The sequence below is a fragment of the Achromobacter sp. ESBL13 genome, assembly GCF_036668755.1.
Lineage (GTDB): Bacteria > Pseudomonadota > Gammaproteobacteria > Burkholderiales > Burkholderiaceae_B > Achromobacter.
Map to the genome: position 1 here is coordinate 104,780 of NZ_JAZEVT010000006.1, position 17,365 is coordinate 122,144.

16 protein-coding genes are annotated in these 17,365 nt (G+C 62.0%); 4 read left to right on the forward strand and 12 right to left on the reverse strand.

From position 1 onward, the window contains the following. Nucleotides 1-8 precede the first annotated feature (8 nt). Together V6F88_RS21860 and ribD are read right to left on the reverse strand one after the other, a co-directional pair. On the reverse strand, nt 9-1,925 hold the full coding sequence (locus tag V6F88_RS21860; RefSeq protein ID WP_442880379.1) for a PrkA family serine protein kinase: 1,917 nt from the start codon (nt 1,923-1,925) through the stop codon (nt 9-11). Between the two features lie 773 nt (nt 1,926-2,698). Beyond that, nucleotides 2,699-3,850, reverse strand: a complete 1,152-nt coding sequence (ribD, locus tag V6F88_RS21865; protein ID WP_332612188.1) for a bifunctional diaminohydroxyphosphoribosylaminopyrimidine deaminase/5-amino-6-(5-phosphoribosylamino)uracil reductase RibD — start codon at nt 3,848-3,850, stop codon at nt 2,699-2,701. Between the two features lie 196 nt (nt 3,851-4,046). On the opposite strand from ribD, the gene V6F88_RS21870 reads away from it, so the two are divergent. Then, the gene (locus V6F88_RS21870; RefSeq protein ID WP_332612189.1) at nt 4,047-4,610 is read left to right on the forward strand and encodes a cysteine hydrolase family protein; all 564 of its coding nucleotides are present in this window, start codon (nt 4,047-4,049) and stop codon (nt 4,608-4,610) included. A gap of 17 nt (nt 4,611-4,627) precedes the next feature. Beyond that, nucleotides 4,628-5,590, forward strand: coding sequence for a GlxA family transcriptional regulator (locus tag V6F88_RS21875; RefSeq protein ID WP_332612190.1), 963 nt, complete (start codon nt 4,628-4,630; stop codon nt 5,588-5,590). Between the two features lie 56 nt (nt 5,591-5,646). Here V6F88_RS21875 and nrdR read toward each other — a convergent pair whose 3' ends face one another. From nrdR to tyrS, 4 genes are all read right to left on the reverse strand, one after another. Further along, nucleotides 5,647-6,126, reverse strand: coding sequence for a transcriptional regulator NrdR (gene nrdR, locus V6F88_RS21880; protein ID WP_046806113.1), 480 nt, complete (start codon nt 6,124-6,126; stop codon nt 5,647-5,649). A gap of 219 nt (nt 6,127-6,345) precedes the next feature. After that, nucleotides 6,346-7,596 carry a serine hydroxymethyltransferase gene (gene glyA / locus V6F88_RS21885; protein ID WP_332612191.1) on the reverse strand — a complete coding sequence of 417 codons (1,251 nt, stop codon included), beginning with the start codon at nt 7,594-7,596 and terminating at the stop codon, nt 6,346-6,348. Nucleotides 7,597-7,924: 328 nt separating this feature from the next. After that, entirely contained in the window at nt 7,925-8,581 is a 657-nt protein-coding gene (locus V6F88_RS21890) for a YbhB/YbcL family Raf kinase inhibitor-like protein (protein ID WP_332612192.1), read from the reverse strand. A 72-nt stretch (nt 8,582-8,653) separates the two neighbouring features. After that, nucleotides 8,654-9,883 (reverse strand): tyrosine--tRNA ligase, encoded by a 1,230-nt coding sequence (gene tyrS / locus V6F88_RS21895; protein ID WP_120153768.1) that lies wholly within the window; start codon nt 9,881-9,883, stop codon nt 8,654-8,656. Between the two features lie 257 nt (nt 9,884-10,140). On the opposite strand from tyrS, the gene V6F88_RS21900 reads away from it, so the two are divergent. Together V6F88_RS21900 and V6F88_RS21905 are read left to right on the forward strand one after the other, a co-directional pair. Further along, nucleotides 10,141-11,550 (forward strand): M23 family metallopeptidase, encoded by a 1,410-nt coding sequence (locus V6F88_RS21900; protein WP_332612193.1) that lies wholly within the window; start codon nt 10,141-10,143, stop codon nt 11,548-11,550. A gap of 79 nt (nt 11,551-11,629) precedes the next feature. After that, nucleotides 11,630-12,763, forward strand: a complete 1,134-nt coding sequence (locus tag V6F88_RS21905) for an anhydro-N-acetylmuramic acid kinase (RefSeq protein ID WP_332612195.1) — start codon at nt 11,630-11,632, stop codon at nt 12,761-12,763. A 69-nt stretch (nt 12,764-12,832) separates the two neighbouring features. Here V6F88_RS21905 and erpA read toward each other — a convergent pair whose 3' ends face one another. The 6 genes from erpA to V6F88_RS21935 all read right to left on the reverse strand — a co-directional run bounded on the left by erpA (nt 12,833) and on the right by V6F88_RS21935 (nt 17,336). Further along, nucleotides 12,833-13,204, reverse strand: coding sequence for an iron-sulfur cluster insertion protein ErpA (erpA, locus tag V6F88_RS21910; protein ID WP_006217313.1), 372 nt, complete (start codon nt 13,202-13,204; stop codon nt 12,833-12,835). An 86-nt stretch (nt 13,205-13,290) separates the two neighbouring features. Next, nucleotides 13,291-14,040, reverse strand: coding sequence for a DUF6776 family protein (locus V6F88_RS21915; RefSeq protein ID WP_442880375.1), 750 nt, complete (start codon nt 14,038-14,040; stop codon nt 13,291-13,293). Between the two features lie 46 nt (nt 14,041-14,086). Then, complete coding sequence (gene argC, locus V6F88_RS21920; protein ID WP_332612198.1) at nt 14,087-15,151, reverse strand: N-acetyl-gamma-glutamyl-phosphate reductase; 1,065 nt, start codon at nt 15,149-15,151, stop codon at nt 14,087-14,089. A 221-nt stretch (nt 15,152-15,372) separates the two neighbouring features. After that, nucleotides 15,373-15,765 (reverse strand): 30S ribosomal protein S9, encoded by a 393-nt coding sequence (rpsI, locus tag V6F88_RS21925; RefSeq protein ID WP_006217310.1) that lies wholly within the window; start codon nt 15,763-15,765, stop codon nt 15,373-15,375. Nucleotides 15,766-15,774: 9 nt separating this feature from the next. Beyond that, nucleotides 15,775-16,203, reverse strand: a complete 429-nt coding sequence (gene rplM / locus V6F88_RS21930) for a 50S ribosomal protein L13 (RefSeq protein ID WP_006217309.1) — start codon at nt 16,201-16,203, stop codon at nt 15,775-15,777. 422 nt (nt 16,204-16,625) lie between these two features. After that, nucleotides 16,626-17,336: an ABC transporter ATP-binding protein gene (locus tag V6F88_RS21935; protein WP_332612201.1), complete on the reverse strand. Its 711-nt coding sequence runs from the start codon at nt 17,334-17,336 to the stop codon at nt 16,626-16,628. Between the last annotated feature and the right edge of the window lie 29 nt (nt 17,337-17,365).

Here is a 17,365-nt window from a genome sequence, read left to right on the forward strand (position 1 = left end):
CACCTCGCTCAGGAAGACTTCCTCACTCGGAGGTACCACTCGCACAGCAGCCTGACCTGCTTTTCCGTGTAGCCCTTTTCCACCATGCGATCCACGAAGCTCTGGTGTTTCGTCTTGTCCTCGGCCGAAGCCTTGGCGTTGAACGAAATCACCGGCAGCAGATCTTCCGTATTCGAGAACATCTTCTTCTCGATCACTTCGCGCAGCTTTTCATAGCTGGTCCAGGTCGGGTTGCGGCCATTGTTATTGGCGCGCGCCCGCAGCACGAAGTTAACGATCTCGTTGCGGAAGTCCTTCGGATTCGCGATCCCCGCCGGCTTCTCAATCTTTTCCAGCTCGTCGTTCAACGCGCTTCGGTCGAAGCTTTCGCCCGTTTCCGGATCACGGAATTCTTCGTCCTGAATCCAGCAATCGGCAAACGTGACGTAGCGGTCAAAGATGTTCTGGCCATACTCGGAATACGATTCCAGATAGGCCGTCTGAATTTCCTTGCCGATGAATTCCGCATAACGCGGCGCCAGGAACCCCTTGATGAATTCAAGATACCGGCGGCGGATTTCTTCCGGATAGTCCTCGCGCCCGATACGTTGCTCAAGCACATACATCAGGTGCACCGGATTTGCGGCCACCTCGGTCTGGTCGTAATTGAAGACGCTGGACAGGATCTTGTACGCGAAGCGCGTAGACACCCCGTTCATGCCTTCATCGGTACCCGCGTAGTCCTTGTACTCTTGCAGCGCCTTGGCCTTCGGGTCCACGTCCTTCAGGCTTTCGCCGTCATAGACGCGCAACTTGGAATAGATGCTGGAGTTTTCCGGTTCCTTCAGACGCGTCAGCACCGAGAACTGAGCCATCATATCCAGCGTTCCCGGCGCGCACGGGGCGGCCGACAACGAGCTGTGATGCAACAGCTTTTCGTAGATGCGGACTTCTTCAGACACCTGCAAGCAATACGGCACCTTGACGATGTAGATACGATCAAGGAACGCTTCGTTGTGCTTGTTGTTGCGGAAGGTCTGCCATTCGGATTCGTTCGAGTGGGCCAGGATCGTGCCGTTGAACGGAATCGCGGAAAAGCCCTCGGTGCCCTTGAAGTTGCCTTCCTGCGTGGCCGTCAGCAGCGGGTGCAGCATCTTGATCGGGGCCTTGAACATTTCCACGAATTCCAGCAGCCCCTGGTTCGCCAGGCACAAGCCTCCGGAATAGCTGTACGCGTCCGGGTCGTCCTGCGAATGTCGATCCAGCTTTCGGATGTCGACCTTACCGACCAGCGAGGAAATGTCCTGGTTGTTTTCGTCGCCCGGTTCGGTCTTTGCAATGGCCACTTGACGCAACACCGACGGGTTCAAGCGCACGACACGGAATTGCGAGATGTCGCCGTCGAACTCCTTCAGCCGCTTGACCGCCCACGGCGACATGATGCCCGTCAGGTACCGGCGCGGAATGCCGTATTCCTTTTCAAGCGTGTCGCCAAAACGTTCCGGATGAAACAAGCCCAGCGGCGATTCGTTGACGGGAGAGCCTTGCAGGGCATAGATGGGATAGCTTTCCATCAGGGCCTTCAGCCGTTCGGCGATGGACGACTTACCGCCACCGACGGGGCCCAGCAGATAAAGGATTTGCTTGCGCTCTTCCAGCCCTTGCGCGGCGTGTTTGAAGAACGCGACGATCTGACCGATCACGTCCTCCATGCCGTAGAACTCCTGAAACGCCGGATAGCGCCGGATGGTCCGGTTGGAAAACAAACGCGAAAGACGTGGGTCGTTGCGCGTATCCACGACTTCGGGTTCGCCGATCGCCGCCAGCATGCGCTCAGCGGGGCTGGCATACGCCATGGGATCACGTTTGGCGAGGTTCAGATATTCCTCAAGAGAAAGCTCTGACTCCTGCTCTCTTGCATACTGCGACTTGAAGCCTTCGACGATGTTTTGCACGGAAACCTCCTACAACACGCGAAAAATTCACTACGCCTACGTGTCCCCATTGTGCCTTAGCGCCTACGCATTGCCAGTCAATCTCGCGTTTGGCGTTGTCGGCCAGTTGTTATGTTGCTTTCGCCACACATCAACCATGAAGCACGGTCGGACCCTTTCCATTTAGGCTGCACGCGCCTGACACAAGTTCCGTCAGGGAATGCAACTTACGTGAATAAGTTAACTCGCTCGTCTTCAGCATATTGCTATGGCAGCCATGCGTGGTGCGACCGCACATGAAATGGACGGCAATGATTTGAAGGGATGAGCGATATCCCGGTGGATTCTTATGATTCGAGCAGTTGCTCGATGCGCCCGCCATGCGATGGCGGCGGGCGTTCTGAAGAGCGCGTTGCGCTTCATTCAGCAGCGTGCCGGATCGGTTATGAAACAGCGCCGATACCGCGGCACGGGAATCCGTGGTGACGTGGGCGCATAGCACTGTGCGGTGATGGCCGCAGGCAAAAATCGCCAAGTCATGTGTCTATGCTAAAGCCAATTGACGGTTTTGTGGCAATTCATTTGGCGGTTCGATCAAAATCGTAATGCGGGTTTTCAGCAGGCATTCGCCGCGTCAACTACGGTCGCAAACTTCGCCGCAATTGCCGTGCCGAACACGACGCGAAGCATCGTCAATGCGTCGTGCAAGACGTGATTGGCAGCCGCCTGGGACGAGTGCTAGCACCTTGTCTTGAAGGTGCGACGATGTTCAAACAAAGACCGCATCAAGCCAACGTCGACAACGCAACGCGCCGCGTCAGTTCGCGCCAGGTGGCTTGAACGCGTGCGCGCAGACGCAGATCCGAGCCCACCATAACGCTGTCGATAAACTCGTAGCGGCGCGCGGCATCCAGGTGCTCAAGCATGGGCAAACGAACCATGCCCGCCGCATCGCCAAGCAATACGGGCGCCAGGTACAACAGCAATTCGTCGACGCAGCCTGCGGCAACCAACGCGCCGCTCAGGCCCGCGCCGGCCTCGACGTGCACTTCGTTGAACTCGGCTTGCGCGAACCAGCGCATCATGCCGGCAAGGTCCACGCGGCCCGGCATGGCGCCCGGCATGTAAACCACACGCGCATTCTTGTCGGCCAGCCGCCCGGCCTTGGCGGCATCTTCGCGCGCGGTGAAGAGAATTACCGGCCCTCCATCGAACAGGCGGGCATCTTCGGGAATGGAAAACTGGCCATCCACGACCGCTTTGCGCGGCTGGCGCGGCGTGTCGACCTCCCGCACATTCAGGAGCGGATTGTCTTTCATCACGGTGCCCATCCCGGTCAGCACGACGCAACTGCGCGCACGCCACCGGTGGCCGTCGGCGCGGGCTTCGGGACCGGTGATCCATTGGGACATCCCGTTATGCAGCGCGCTGCGCCCATCCAGCGACGCCGCCATCTTCATCCACACCCAGGGCAGACCCCGGCTCATGCGTGAAATAAAACCGGCATTCAGCGCAAGCCCCTCTTGCTCGCACACGCCCGTCGTCACCTGGATGCCGGCAGCACGCAAGCGCGCCAGCCCCTGTCCGTTGACCAGCGGGTTGGGGTCGCCAATGGCCACGACCACGCGCGCCGGCCGGGCCGCCAGCACGGCATCAACACAGGGCGGCGTACGCCCGAAATGGCTGCAGGGCTCAAGCGTGACATACAGCGTGGCACCCGTTACGTCGTTGCCACGCGCCTTGGCGTCTCGCAGCGCGCCGATTTCGGCATGAGGGCCGCCCGGAGGCTGCGTGGCGCCCTCCCCCAGCACACGGCCATCACGGACGATGACGCAGCCGACGCGCGGGTTGGGCGCGGTGGTGTAAAGCACGCTTTCGGCCAGCGCCAGGGCGCGCTGCATCCAGGAAATATCGTTGGGATCGCTTGGGGTCGTCATGGCGGAATTGTATGTCCGGCGACGCGCATGCGGTCGTTCCGACGCGATGCGGATAGGGGTAAGCTGCTGCCGGGGCCTTTGCAACAGGAATGTCCGTTTTGGGCCGATAACTGGCCCGGGAATGGCTCGCCGACCGCCGCAAGGCGTCGCAAAATACCGCCACCCCCTCAAAAACCCTAGGCCTGGAGCCCGGACCATGAAACAAGCACTGATCGTCATCGACGTCCAAGAGTCTTTCCGGCAACGTCCGTTTTGGGACGAAACCGAATACCCCGCGTTCCTCAAGCAACTCCAAGGCCTGATCGACGCGGCCCGCGCCAAGGACATTCCGGTGCTGCAGGTGTTTCACAAAAGCCCGTCGGACGATGCGTCCAACCCGTTCTCGCTGGCGTCGGGACACGTCAAGACGCTTGCCGAACTGCGTATTTCGCCCACCGCCGTCTTCCACAAAACCGTGCATTCGTCGCTGTTTGCGGTCGATGCCAACGGCGCAACGCTGCACGACTGGCTGCGTGAACACGGCGTGGAAGGCGTCATCGTCAGCGGCATCCGTACCGAACAATGCTGCGAAACCACGTCGCGCCACGCCAGCGACGCGGGCTTCAAAGTGGTGTTCCCGACGGACGCCACCCTGACCTTCGCGATGCAAAGCCCATCGGGCAAGCATTACAGCCCGGCCGAAATTCGCGACCATACCGAACTGGTGTTGAACGGTCGGTTCGCGCGCATTGCGCGGGCAGCGGACGCGCTGGCCGGCTAATAGAAGGCGTCCCCGCCATGATTCCGGTGTATTTCGTTCTACCCCGCGGCATAGTTCTTTTGGACCTGGCCGGGCCCGCGGAAGCGTTCCGCGTGGCCAACAAGCTGTGCCCGGGTACGTTCGAACAGCATTTTTGCGGCCCCACGCCGGAAGTGGAAAGCGGGATTGCCGGCTTGCATCTGGCGCGCATCCGGCCACTGCCGTCGGCGCTGCCGGCCAATGCGCTGGTCATTATTTCGGGCGTGGTCGGCCAGCACACCCGTTTGGAGGACGCTGACGCGCACGCCATCATCAAATGGCTGGCCGTACGCCACCCCGCGGACGGCTTTACGCTGATGACGGTGTGCGCGGGCGCGCTGTTCGCGGCTTCGGCGGGGTTGACCCGCCAGCGCGACTGCACCACCCACCACTCATGCCTGGCGCAATTGACCGGCATTGATCCCAGCGCCCGCGTGCACGACAACCGCATCTTCATCGAAGACGGCAACCTGGTCAGCAGCGCCGGCATTACAGCGGGCATCGACTTGGCGCTGCATATGGTCGCGCGTCATTGTGGGCCGCGCGTGGCCAGCGAGGTCGCGCGCGAGATGGTCGTCTATCAGCGCCGCGCAGGCACCGATACCGCGCTGTCGCCCTGGCTGGAACACCGCAGCCACATGCACCCGACCGTGCATCGCGTGCAGGACGCGGTGATCCGCGATCCCGCCGCCCCGTGGTCCGCGCAATCGCTGGCGGACCAGGCGCACACCAGCCCGCGGCACCTGACACGGTTGTTTCGCGAGCATGCCGGCTGCACACCGATGGACTACCTGTACCAGATCCGGGTGGCGCTGGCGCGCGACTTGCTGCGCGAAACGCGGCTGGACCTGGAACGCGTGGCCGAAAAATCCGGGTTCGGATCCGCCCAGCACATGCGCCGCGTGTGGCGAAAATTTCAGCCGCAATCTCCGAGCCTGGCGCGATCGACTCCCATGCAATAGCGGCGCCGAAGCGCCGCTATTCCACCGCCATATCGCCACCAGGCGCCAATGCTGATTTATTCCTTGCGCAGCTTGCCGGGCAGCAGCGGGCCTTGCATCTCGCGAATGGCCTCGACGAATTCGCCGATGTCCTCGAAGCTTTTGTAGACCGAGGCAAAGCGCACGTACGCCACTTTGTCCAGCTTGCGCAGTTCGTTCATGACCAGTTCGCCGATGTGCTCGGACGGCACCTCGCGTAGCCCGCTGGCCAGCAATTGCTCTTCGATGCGCGCGACCGCGGCGTCCACGTCTTCGGTGCTGACGGGGCGCTTGCGCAGCGCCAGGCTGAGGCTGGCGCGCAGCTTGACGGGATCGTAGTCGCTGCGGCTGCCATTGCGCTTCACGATGGAAGGCATGGCGAGCTCCACCCGTTCATAGGTGGTGAATCGCTTGTCACAGGACAGGCAACGGCGGCGGCGACGAATGGCGTCGCCCTCTTCCGAAACCCGGCTGTCGACGACCTGCGTTTCGGCATTGCCGCAAAATGGACACCGCATGTGTGTTCCCTATAGGCACGAATAGCAAAATTTGAGCATATTGTAACGACGCGCCCGTGGGAAGCGCCGACAGGGATTAATTTGTCCCTCTTATTTTTTTGAATTGCGCGAGGATACCGCAGTACCGCGCAAAGCAAAGGGACGGCGCCTTGCGGGGCCGTCCCTTTGTTCGTCGCCCGCGCGGCGGACCGCGCGGGGTGACTGTTTACCGCGTATGGCTTAACGCTTGCCGTACACAGGCAGGCGCGAGGTCAGTTCATTGACGCGGGCGCGCACGGCGGCGATGTTGGCTTCGTCGCGCGGGTTGTCCAGCACGTCGGCGATCAGGTTGGCGGTGAGTTCGGCCTCGGCTTCAGTGAAGCCGCGCGTTGTCATGGCCGGCGTGCCCAGGCGGATGCCGCTGGTCACGAAGGGCTTTTCCGGGTCGTTCGGGATGGCGTTCTTGTTGACCGTGATGTGGGCCTGGCCCAACACGGCTTCCGCTTCCTTGCCCGTGATGCCCTTGGAGCGCAGGTCAACCAACATGACGTGGCTTTCCGTACGGCCGGACACAATGCGCAGGCCGCGCTTGACCAGCGTGTCCGCCAGCACCTTGGCGTTCTTGACGACTTGCTGCGCGTAATCCTTGAAGCCGGGTTCCAGCGCTTCCTTGAAGGCTACGGCCTTGCCGGCGATGACGTGCATCAGCGGGCCGCCTTGAATGCCGGGGAAGATGGCCGAATTGATGATCTTCTCGTGCTCGGCTTTCATCATGATGACGCCACCGCGCGGGCCGCGCAGCGACTTGTGCGTGGTCGACGTGACGAAGTCGGCATGGGGAACCGGATTGGGATAAGCGCCGCCGGCGACCAGGCCCGCGTAGTGGGCGATGTCGACCATGAACAGCGCGCCGTTCTCGCGAGCGATGCGGGCCATGCGTTCGAAGTCGATGTGCAGGGCGTACGCCGACGCGCCGGCCACGATCAGCTTGGGCTTGTGTTCCTTGGCCAGCTGCTCGACTTGCGCGTAGTTCAGGACTTCATTTTCGTCCAAACCGTACGAGATGAAGTTGTACAGCTTGCCGGACGCGTTGACCGACGCGCCGTGCGTCAGGTGACCGCCTTCGGCCAGGCTCATGCCCAGCACGGTGTCGCCCGGCTTGAGCACAGCCATGTAGACGCCCTGGTTGGCTTGCGAGCCAGAATTCGGCTGCACGTTGGCGGCTTCAGCGCCAAAAATCTGCTTCAGGCGGTCGATAGCCAGCTGCTCGACCACGTCCACGTATTCGCAACCGCCGTAGTAACGCTTGCCCGGGTAGCCTTCGGCGTACTTGTTCGTGAGCTGCGTGCCTTGGGCTTCCATGACGGCCGGGCTGGCGTAGTTCTCCGAAGCGATCAGCTCAATGTGCTGCTCTTGGCGAACGTCTTCCTTCTGGATGGCGGCCCAAACGTCCGGGTCAGCCTTGGACAAGGTAAGGTTGCGGTCAAACATGACGGGGGATTCCTGAGGCGGTAAGAGAGGAGAAAGCAGTGTCGGGTGGGTAAACCCGAAGAATCTGCGTAGTTTACCGCGTCAGCCGGAATCGATTACCGCCAAAATACGCCGAAGGCAGGCAATTTTCGGCCGACGGGCGTGAAAACCACGGCGCCGGCTAGCGGCGGAAAATCCCGCTCATGCCGACTTGAAGAAGATTCATGCAAGCGCGCCAATAAAAAGGGACACATAAGTACGAGCCGCGCAAAACGATGCCGGGCGGAACAAGGCCGCATAAAAAAAGGGCCGCACTCGGCGTGCGGCCCTCTCGGTTCATGCAACGGCGTCAGGTCGCTGACGTTGCGCCGATCTGTTTAGGCGCCAGCCGCGGGTTCAGCGTGTAGGTGCCGGTGACCGAGGCCTGTGCCAGCACGTGCTTTTGCATGGCGCGCAGCGCGTCTTCGCCCGTGAACGAGCCGTTCAGGTTCAGGCTCTGGACGTCCAGCGCATATAGCGTGAACACATAGCGGTGCACGATGGAATCGTTCCAGGGCGGGCACGGACCGTCGTAGCCGAAATAGTCGCCGCTCATGTCGTGATCGTTGGCGAACCAGGACGAATACGAGTTGATCCCCTGGCGGGCGTCCATCGGCGCCAGCGGGCCGCCCTTTCCGCGCGGCGTGATGCCATTGGAGAACGCGCCTTCGTCGATTTCCCGCAGATCCGCCGGCAGGTCCACCAGCACCCAATGGAAAAAATCAACGCGCGGCAGGTCGGCGGGCACTTCGCGGCCGTCCTGATTGACGTCATCGGGCTGCGACGGCACGTCCGGATCATGGCAGATCAACGCGAACGACTGCGTTCCCGCCGGGACGTCGTCCCAGGAAAACTGCGGGTTGTAGTTGTCTGCCAGCGCGACGTGCGATTGCGCATCGACTTTGCCGAACGCGTAACGCTCGGGAATCGACTCGTGATCGGAAAAAGACAAACTCGAAAGTTTCATGTCGTGCTCCTTGAAATGCCGCAAAGGCGTACCAGCCTTCGTCCGTACCCTCAGCGTATCAAAACTTCGCAATCATGGGTTCAAGTTAACACGCGCGAACTTGCGCTTGCCCACTTGCACCACGTAGGTGCCCGCAGGCAATTGCAACGATTTATCTTCCACCCGATCGCCATTGACTCGCACCCCGCCCTGCTCGACGTTGCGCTGCGCCTCGGAACCGGATGCGACCAGGCCGGCCTCACGCAGCAGCTTCAGGATACCGACGGGCGCGCCGCCGATATTCACCTCAGGCATGTCTTCGGGGATGGCGCCGTCACGGAAGCGCGCCTCGAACGACGCCAGCGCATCGTCCGCCGCTTTGGCGGAATGAAAGCGCGTGATGATTTCCTGAGCCAGCATGACTTTGGCATCACGCGGGTTGCGGCCGCCATCCGTCTCTTGCTTGAGGGCGGCGATGTCTTCCAGCGAGCGGAACGACAGCAGTTCGAAGTAGCGCCACATCAGCGTGTCGGAAATGGACATCAGCTTGCCGAACATCGAATCGGGCGACTCCGAAATGCCGATGTAGTTGCCCTTGGACTTGGACATTTTCTCGACGCCGTCGGTACCGACCAGCAGCGGCATCGTCAAAATGCACTGGGGCTCCTGGCCATATTCCTTTTGCAGCTCGCGCCCGACCAGCAGGTTGAATTTCTGATCGGTGCCCCCCAGCTCCAGATCGGACTTCAGCGCCACGGAGTCATAGCCCTGCATCAGCGGATACAGGAATTCGTGCACCGAAATCGGGATGCCACCTTTGAAACGCTTGGTGAAATCCTCGCGTTCCATCATGCGGGCAACCGTATAACGGGACGCCAGCTGGATCATGCCCCGAGCGCCCAGCGGATCGCACCATTCCGAGTTGTAGCGAATTTCAGTGCGCGCCGGATCCAGCACCAGACTGGCCTGCGCGTAGTACGTCTTGGCGTTGGATTCGATCTGCTCACGCGTGAGCGGCGGGCGGGTGCTGTTGCGGCCGCTGGGGTCGCCGATGGTCGAAGTGAAATCGCCGATCAGGAAGATGACGTTGTGCCCAAGGTCCTGTAACTGGCGCATCTTGTTCAACACCACCGTGTGGCCCAGATGGATGTCGGGCGCGGTGGGGTCCAGCCCCAATTTGATGCGCAGCGGCACACCGGTGGCGCGGCTCTTGGCCAGCTTGCGCGCGAATTCGGATTCAACCAGCAGTTCGTCGCAACCGCGCTTCGCTATACGCAGATCAGCTTCGACTTCAGGAGTGATAGGGGCTTCAGAGGGAGACATGGCAGGGGGACCAAAGCGGCTTCAGCCGACAAAAAGGTGTAAAAAGTGACGAAAACTATCGAAAATTCTAGCCGAATCAGCTAGGATACCGCCCAATCATACGCAACTGCCATATATACGCAGTTGTGGTTCGGTCTACCACCCGTTGTTCACAAGATGCGCCCCGCGCCAGCCCTTGCCCCGGATATCGTGGCGCGCGGGGGCCGTTCGTGTCACGCACCCTGCGAGCTCATGCCACCTGAGAGGGTATCTTCACGATGAATCGTGGCCTCCACGAACTGGCGAGTAGCATCAAGCGCAAAGTTGCTGCCCTGTTTGCGCCCGTTGAGCCCAAGCCGCATCGCTCGGGACTTTTCCGTCGCACTGTTCTCGTCACCGCTATTGGTCTGTTTGCCGGCGCCGCCGCCCTGGGCATGGTGCAGCAACCCGACCGCTCCGAACTCCCCCCGTCCCGCATCATCCAGAGCGTTCTGCCGTTGACCGCCGAGCAGGTCGAAGTCAGCACGCCCAGCGCCGCGCCGTACATTAGCGAAACCCGCATTCGCTCCGGCGACACGCTGGCCGCGGTGTTGCAGCGGCTGGAGCTGGACGCGCCCAGCCTGCAAACGTTCCTGACCCATGACGCCAGCGCTCGCAGCATCTACAAGCTGTACCCGGGCCGCTCGGTGCAGGCCGCCACGGACGAACAGGGCAACCTGATCTGGCTGCGTTACATCCACACGCCGGGCAACGAGACGGACGGCCAGGTCGTCACGCGCATGTTGCACGTCGCCCCTGCCGGCGACACCTACAAGGCCGAGGAAATCACCGAAAGCACCGAGCGCCAGACGCGCGTTGCCGTGGGCACGATCAAGTCGTCGCTCTTTGGCGCGACGGACTCCGCCGGCATTCCTGACTCGGTCACCATGCAGATGGCCGATATCCTCAGCGCCAAGATCGACTTCCTGCGGGACCTGCGCCAAGGCGACCAATTCCGCGTGGTCTACGAAGTTCGCTCGCACGACGGGCGCTATGCCGGCGCGGGCCGCGTGCTGGCCCTGGAATTCATCAACGGCGGCAAGACATACAACGCCGTCTGGTTCAGCCCCGATGAAAAATCCGGTTCGTACTACGACTTCGACGGCACCAGCCTGCGCGGCGCCTTCTTGCGCACTGCGTTGAAGTTCAGCCGCATCAGCTCCACGTTCGGCATGCGCATGCACCCCATCCACAAAACGTGGACGGGTCACAAGGGCGTGGACTACGCCGCGCCCTCGGGCACGCCGATCCACGCCACGGCGGACGGCACGGTCGAGTTCTCGGGCTGGCAGAACGGTTACGGCAACGTCGTCATCGTGAAGCATCACGGTAAGTATTCGACGTTGTACGCGCACCAGAGCCGCATCGCCGAAGGCATTACCAAGGGCTCCAAGATCTCGCAGGGCCAACTGCTGGGCTATGTCGGCTCCACCGGCTGGGCCACCGGCCCGCACCTGCATTACGAGTTCCGCGTGGACAACCAGCCGATCGACCCGCTGGCCGTAGACCTGCCTGTTGCGCGTGCCCTGGAACCCGCTGAACTACGTGCGTTCAACAATGCCGTGGCGCCCTACAAGCAACAGATCCAGCTGCTGACCCAGTTCCAGCAGACGCTGCCCGACGCGTTGACCAACGTGGCCAGCCGCTAGGCGGCCAGACCCGCAAACGTCCAGAAAGGCGGCCCGTGCAGACTCTGCCGGCCGCCTTTTTCTTTTTAACGAGGCGCCCGTGAACTCCACTTCAACCGCATCGCCCGCCGGACAAGGGCTTTATATCGGCTTGATGTCCGGCACCAGCGTCGACGGCGTGGACGGCGTGCTGGTGCGCCTGGCGCAGGCGCAGCCGCCCCAAGTGCTGGCCAGCGCCAGCCTGCCCATGCCGGAAAATCTGCGGCGCGAGCTCTTGGCGCTGAACGTGTCCGGCAACGATGAGCTGGCTCGCGCCGCCTTGGCCGCGAATGCGCTTGCCCGGCTGTATGCCCAGGCGGTATCCGCGCTGCTTCAAGACGCCGGAGCGAACGCCAGCGATGTGATTGCCATCGGCGCGCACGGCCAAACCGTCAGGCACCGCCCCGGCAGCGGGTATACGGTGCAATTGAACGCGCCCGCGCTGCTTGCCGAACTGACGGGGATTGACGTGGTGGCGGATTTTCGCAGCCGCGACGTGGCCGCCAGAGGCCAGGGCGCCCCGTTGGTGCCTCCCTTTCACGCGGCGATATTCGGCGCGCCGCATGGCCGTGCCGTCCTGAACCTGGGCGGCATCGCCAACGTCACCCTGCTTGTTCCGGGCCAGCCCGTGCGCGGCTTCGATACCGGCCCCGCGAACGTATTCCTGGACGCGTGGTGTCAGCGTCACCTGGGCCAACCGTACGACGCAGACGGCCGCTGGGCCGCCACCGGCCAGGTGGTGGCGCCGCTGCTGGAACAATTGATCGCCAGCGAGCCGTGGTTTGCGCTGCCCGCTCCCAAGTCCACCGGGCGGGACTTGTTCAACCTGCAATGGCTTGATGATCGCCTGGCCGCCTTTGACGGCCCCAAGCCCGCGCCCCAGGACGTGCAGGCCACGCTGCAACGCCTGACCGCCCGCACCGTGGCAAACGCCATCGACGCAGCGGCGGCGGGCACACAGGACGTTTTCGTATGCGGAGGAGGCGCGCGCAACGCGGGCCTGATGCAAGAACTGGCGTACTGCCTGCAACGGCCCGTACAGCCAACCGACGCGTTGGGCGTGCCGGCACAACAGGTCGAGGCGCTGGCGTTCGCGTGGCTGGCGCAGGCTTTCGTGCAGCGGCGGCCGGCCGGACATCCCGCGGTGACGGGGGCACTCGGGGCGCGTATTCTGGGCGCGCTGTATCCGGCCTGATCGCGCGGCCAATGCAATGCAAAAAGCCCTTCGGCATGCCGAAGGGCTTTTACTTTCCTGCCAGGGTTATTACACCGAGAACGAGGAACCGCAGCCGCACGTAGTGCTGGCGTTGGGATTGCGGATGACGAATTGCGCGCCTTCCAGATCTTCTTTGTAGTCGATTTCGGCACCGACCAGGTACTGGAAGCTCATCGGGTCAACCAGCAGTTGGACGCCAGCCTTGTCCAGCACGGTGTCGTCTTCGTTGACGACTTCGTCGAACGTGAAGCCGTACTGGAAACCCGAACAGCCGCCACCTTGGACAAAGACGCGCAGCTTCAGATCAGGGTTGCCTTCTTCGGCCAGCAAATCCTTCACTTTGGCGGCAGCCGAGTCGGTAAAGACCAGGGGCACAGGCGGGGCGGCCTGAAGATCGACGGTTTCGGTTACTGCATTCATGGTTCACTCCTGGCCGGGTCGGCCATATTTCGGTGAGCGGCAACGGCGCTCGCATAGTGTCACTATAGCGCAGGGCTTGACTAGACTCAAAGTTCCAGTTTGACACTTCGCGATGCGCGGACGGTTTCGCCTTCCAGGACGCTGACGGTCACGCTTTCGGGGACAAATCCCTCGGGTACGGCCAGGATGCCCTGGCTGCGTTGGTACTGATCGAACTGCAATGCCAGCGAAGCCGCCGTGGTGGTTTCGCCTGTGGCGGTTACGGGGCCGGTCTCGGCCCTGACCTGCATCGGCGCCAGGTCCACGGTAACAGTTTCGCCCTTGAGCACGCCCGTGGCTTGAAACCGCAACGCGCCCGCAAACGGCGTGCCGCCATTGCGGCCACTACGCATCAGCAGGACTTTGTAGCGCAGGCCGCCGCCTTCACGGTCAATCTGCACGCCTCGAATATCCACCGACCCCTCCGGGCCGGCGGGCAACAATTGTTCGTAGAACGCCAACTGATCGCGTACCCGACCGACCTCGGCCTGGACCACGCGCAACTGCGTTTCAAGCTCTTGCCGGGCCGATCGTTCGATGACGAGTTCGCCGTCCGCCGTATCGAGCTGGCTTTGCGTGTAGCGCAGCTGCGCGCTTTGCTGGCGCATGGCCTCTGCCTGCGCCTCGGCCTGTTGTGTGCTGATCACCAAGGCGTCCGGCGGACGAGCCTGGCGCAGCGCATAGCCATAACCGACGGCGCCTCCCAGCAGCACGCCAATCAGCAGCCCCGCGAATATGCGCAGCATCCCGCCGGCAGGGCGGGATGGCGGGTGGGAGGACGGGGCGTCGACGGACATAAAGCGCGCAGGGCCGGCCGCTTGCGCAGGCGGCCCGTGCAAAGCCTCAAGGCAGGATAGCCACCTGATCCAGGCCCGTGGATTCGGCAATGCCGAACATCAGGTTCATGTTCTGCACAGCCTGTCCGGCGGCGCCCTTGACCAGATTGTCCTGCACGACCATGACGATCAGCAGGTCACCGTTGTCAGGGCGGCTCAGGGCGATGCGCAGGTTGTTGGACGCGCGCACGGACCGGGTCTCGGGCAGGCTGCCGGCGGGCATGACGTCAACGAAAGGCTCGTTGGCGTAACGCTGTTCGAACAGGGCCTGGAAGTCGGTGTCGCGCGCTTCGGGCAGGATGCGCGCGTACAACGTCGAGAACATGCCGCGGATCATCGGCACCAGGTGCGGCACGAACGTCAGGCCGACCTTGCCGCCGGCAATCTTTTCCAGCTGCGACGAGATTTCCGGGTGGTGACGGTGACCCGACACGCCATATGCCTTGAAGTTGTCGGACGCTTCGGAGAACAGCGAGCCAACCTCGGCCTTGCGCCCAGCGCCCGACACGCCCGACTTGCAGTCGGCAATCAGGGATTGCGTGTCGACCAGGGCCTTGCCGCCTTCCAGCAACGGGGCCAAGCCCAGCAGCACCGTGGTCGGGTAGCAGCCGGGGTTGCCGATCACGCGGGCCTTGGCGATGGCTTCGCGGTTCAGTTCAACCAGGCCGTACTGCGCTTCAGCCAGGATATCGGGACACGTGTGGGGGATCTTGTACCAACGCTCGAACGTCGGGATGTCTTGCAGGCGGAAATCCGCCGCCAGATCGATGATGCGGGTGCCCGCGGCCAACAGCTCTTGCGCTTGCGCCATCGCCACCCCGTGCGGGGTCGCGAAAAACACCACGTCGCATTCGGTCAGCGACGCCTTTTCCGGCGCGGAGAAGGCCAAATTCACGCGGCCGCGCAGGTTCGGATACATATCAGCGACCGGCAAGCCGTCTTCCTTGCGGGACGTGATGGCGGTCAATTCCACATTGGGATGCTGCGACAGCAAGCGCAGCAACTCGACGCCGGTGTATCCGGTGCCGCCGACAATACCAACCTTGATACGGGTATTCGATGCTTGGGCCATGATAGGTATGAACTCTTCGTAGGACGAAAACAGATTGTATCGCCCGGAGAATACAGGGTTGCGCCGACGCAAGCATCGCGACGGGCGATCTAGACTCATCCGACCGAAAAAGGCGGCGCGGAGTTCCGCGTTGCAGAAGGCGAGCAGGACAAATCGGACACCTGCCCGCCATCAACGCCCAAAAACAAAAAACCCGCCGAAGCGGGTTTTTTGCAGCAACATTAACGCTTGCTGAACTGCTTGCGACGACGTGCCTTGCGGAAGCCGACCTTCTTACGTTCGACTTCGCGGGCATCGCGGGTCACAAAGCCAGCTTGCGACAGTGCGGGCTTCAGGGTCGCGTCGTAGTCGATCAGGGCACGCGTGATGCCGTGACGGACTGCGCCAGCCTGGCCGGTTTCGCCGCCGCCGTGGACGTTGACTTTGATGTCGAACGATTCCAGGTGGCCGGTCAGTTCCAGCGGTTGGCGCACGATCATGCGACCAGTTTCGCGGGCGAAGAAATCGTCAACGGGCTTGCCGTTGACAACGATCTTACCCGTGCCCTTCTTGATGAAAACGCGAGCCACCGAAGTTTTGCGACGGCCGGTTCCGTAATTCCAGTTACCGATCATGGCGTTTCCTTAGATATCCAGCGTCTTGGGCTGCTGGGCGGTGTGCGGGTGCTCGGCACCAGCATAGACCTTCAGCTTCTTGATCATGGCGTAGCCCAGAGGACCCTTGGGCAGCATGCCCTTGACGGCCTTCTGAATGGCGCGACCGGGAAAACGCTCTTGCATTTTCTCGAAGTTCGTTTCGCGGATACCGCCCGGGTACGTGGTGTGGCGGAAGTACTTCTTGTCCTTCGCCTTGGTACCGGTAACGACGATATCGGAAGCGTTGATGATGACGATGTAATCGCCAGTATCAACGTGCGGCGTGAATTCAGGTTTGTGCTTGCCACGCAGACGACGTGCGACTTCGCTGGCCACACGACCGAGGACTTTGCCCTTGGCGTCGATCACAAACCAGTCACGTTGGACTTCATGCGGCTTGGCCACAAAGGTCTTCATGATGGTTCCTAAGAATAAAAAGTTCTTGCTGACTAGAACGTCTAGCCAGTGTTCTTTCCCAGACTGGGCAAAACCTACAACCAGCAACCTACAACCTGCAACCTGCAACCAGCAACCAGCAACCTACTACCTGAACCCTGATGAACGAGCCACCCGTGATATTCAGATCGGGGTTTGCCTATGGTTTTGCCTTTGGTTTTTGCCCTTGGTTTTTGCCTTTATCGACGTCCCGCCTAAGCGTTATTACCCGCCCGTGCAATAGTCAAAATGAGGGAAAGCCTGAAATTCTAACACGGCTGCTCAAAGATTGGGCAAGCGAAAAGAAGTCAGGTGGCGGCTGGCCGCAAGCAACGTTGCAGCCAGCGCACAGGAAAATCCGGGGACAAATCGCCGGCGCCCGGGCCGGCGCGAGCCCGGCGCGGTCAGGCGCCCAGGTAGGCTTCCAGCACGCGCGGGTGGCCCAGCAGTTCGCGGCCCGTGCCGGTCAGCGCCATGGCGCCGTTTTCCAACACATATCCGCTTTGCGCGATCTTCAGTGCCTGACGCACGTTCTGCTCCACCAGGAACAGGGTCAGTCCATCGGCGTTGATGGCGCGCAGCGAACGGAAAATTTCCTGCACGACGATCGGCGCCAGGCCCATGGACGGTTCGTCCAGCAGCAGCAGGCGCGGCTTGGCCATCAGGGCCCGGCCAATGGCCAGCATCTGTTGTTCGCCACCCGACAGGTTGCCGGCAATGCCCGCGATCCGCTCTTTCAGGCGCGGAAACAGGTTGAACACGTATTCCAGGTCGGAAGCCACGTTCTTCAGGCCACGGCGGTACGCGCCCAGCTCCAGGTTTTCCAGCACCGTCATGGTGGTCAGGATGGCGCGGCCTTCCGGCACCTGCACGATCCCGCGCGCCACCAGTTGGTGGGGCGCCAGGTTGGTGATGTCTTCGCCTTCGAACAGGACTCGGCCGCGCGCCTTGGGCAACAGGCCCGACAGCGCCAGCAGCGTGGTGGACTTGCCGGCGCCGTTGGCGCCGACCAGGGCGGTGATCTCTTTGGCGTTCAGGTCCAGGTCAATGCCGCGCACGGCTTCGATATGGCCGTAGTTGACTTCGAGCCCGCGGACTTCAAGCATCGCGCTCATTGTGCAGCCTCCGCGCAACGCGCTACGGT